The sequence below is a fragment of the Pseudomonas sp. P4_C3 genome, from assembly GCF_056402075.1.
Window position 1 is genome coordinate 1 of sequence record NZ_JBFUIC010000518.1, and the last position, 2,074, is coordinate 2,074.

The 2,074-nt window shown below is 48.5% G+C and carries 3 protein-coding genes; all 3 read left to right on the forward strand.

The annotated features are described in order from the left end of the window. Positions 1-68 precede the first annotated feature (68 nt). Complete coding sequence (locus tag AC1DVH_RS30095; RefSeq protein ID WP_477756864.1) at positions 69-890, forward strand: winged helix-turn-helix domain-containing protein; 822 nt, start codon at positions 69-71, stop codon at positions 888-890. Further along, positions 887-1,369: a hypothetical protein gene (locus AC1DVH_RS30100; protein ID WP_477756865.1), complete on the forward strand. Its 483-nt coding sequence runs from the start codon at positions 887-889 to the stop codon at positions 1,367-1,369. Before AC1DVH_RS30095 ends, AC1DVH_RS30100 begins: the two co-directional genes overlap by 4 nt. A gap of 184 nt (positions 1,370-1,553) precedes the next feature. Then, the gene (locus tag AC1DVH_RS30105; protein WP_477756866.1) at positions 1,554-1,853 is read left to right on the forward strand and encodes a hypothetical protein; all 300 of its coding nucleotides are present in this window, start codon (positions 1,554-1,556) and stop codon (positions 1,851-1,853) included. Positions 1,854-2,074: the final 221 nt, after the last annotated feature.

Below are 2,074 nucleotides of genomic sequence, written 5' to 3' on the forward strand. Positions count from 1 at the left end.
GACCAGAATGCACCGAGCCAAATCCGGCCCCTATACTCAGGCCAGTACCGCCTGAACGGAAGATTTCTATGAGCTACACCTTCAAGTTGAAAAATGGCGCCGTGGCGGTATTCGACCCGGACAGCGCCATGCTTTCCATTACAACACCCCATGGAGATGTACAAAACTCCACGCTAGGTAGAGCTGAGTCGCGCCTGTTGGACCTGCTGCTCATGGAGCCAGGTGTCACTAAAAGCCGCGATGAAATCATCGACTACACCTGGAATGACCGCGTGGTTGCCTCCGGCAGTTTGAACCAAACGGTTTTCTCACTACGCAATATTCTCAATGACAGTCGGGATCACGAGATCCTGATGACTGTTCCTCGACGCGGATACTGCTTCAACCGGCACTGTGTAGTCGATGCAGCAGCAGATGTACCAGCACCCTCAGAGCAAACAGCGCAGCCACCCGCCCCCATCCCTGGACAACTACCGCCACCTGGTAGTGATGGGCTGCTTGCACCCTCAGGTAAAACCAATAAATCCACTCGCATTACAAAGGCCCAGCTGATCGCTTATATGGTTACGCTGGCAGTCGTTGCCTTTACTATTTTTAAATTCGACTTCGACGCGCCAAAAATTGAAATTTCCAGCGTCGACAAGAATGGACTGGTCATACACGCCGTGGGCAGCGATCTTGCCGAGGCTCAAGCCCTGATGAACTTGTCGGCCAAACAAACTGAACAATTACCGCCAAACCTGAAGGGTCAAGTCTGGATCAACCTGTATAAAGCCAATTATTCCGTTTCGTGCATTCGCCCGGATCTCAGCACTGCAAATCTACAATTGAACAGCAGCGAAAGAGACCTCGCCTTGATGATCCGTCAATGTTTGGAAGTCACCCTATGAAGTTTGAAATTCCGCAAGCCGTTCACTGGCCGGTCATAGCCTTGATCAATGCACTCTGCATTTTTTCGCTTGTGCACTCTCCTTCGCACTACATGGAAAACACCAGTTATCAAACAAAAACCCGACAATGGCTGGAAGATCTTGATCAACTGAACATCGAAGAGTACCTCACTATCGGGCATGGCCGACTCACGGGGACCACGCTGGAAAGCCTGAATGGAAAAATCCGCAATGCGACCATTTCAGCGAATATAATCGACGAAAGCAAAACTCATGTCGAAATCAAAGTCAGCAACATAAAACTCAGCCAGGACAATGAACTTTTTGCCATTGAAAAGACCCCTGACCTGTTTTTCAGACGTCAATACGTCTTGCAAGAAGGCGCCATTCTAAACTACGAATTGATTCCGACGCCGGATAAAAACGCCGTGTGTTTTTACGTACATGAACTTGGTCGCTTGCGTTGCATGAACCATTAATCGGCCTCCCGAATCGACTCAACACCCGCTTGGGACAGCTTCACATCAAAGAACTTCTCAAACAAAAATAACACTTATTGATTTGAATCAAACGTCTCTCCTGCCAAAAATTCCTCGCCGATAATCCTTGGAGTCGAGCCTGCTTGATTCTCGTCCGGGACAATGCCCTATACAGGAGAATCAAGTGAAAGCCCTGCATTTCCTGCGAACCCATAATTCGACGACTTTCGGATTTCTGGCGGTTGTATTCTTGTCTGCCATGCCACTTTATTCGTTGGCTCACGACGAGCACTCCGTCGAAAGCACGACCATTGAATATTATGAAATTGAAACAAGCCCGGATGATCGCCAGAAACTATCGCATCTGAAAATTCATAGTGAGAATGAGTATCACTCGGACGATCAGGACAGTGATTTTCCTCTCTCCACCCCACCACAAGGTGATACAGGCACGAGTTACGCCAGCTCGCTCATATTACTCTGACGTGTAGGGTGTAACCCGGTGCAAACGGTGTTTTGACCATTCTGACGACCTCATAAATATGAGTTATTGACTTTGGCAGACACCATCGAGGTGAGATTATTTTCAGGCCAGGTCGCGGCAGAGATGCAGCTGACATTCTGCTCTGCCTGAATAAACTGTTTATAAGGAAATCGCCTCGATGCTACTGAAAAACTTCGTCACCGTGTCGTTTGGCTTATTGC

Excerpts from the sequence above, each read along its gene's own strand:
- AC1DVH_RS30100 (WP_477756865.1), top strand. The coding sequence starts at position 887 with ATGAAGTTTGAAATTCCGCAAGCCGTTCACTGGCCGGTCATAGCCTTG.
- AC1DVH_RS30095 (WP_477756864.1), top strand. The coding sequence starts at position 69 with ATGAGCTACACCTTCAAGTTGAAAAATGGCGCCGTGGCGGTATTCGAC.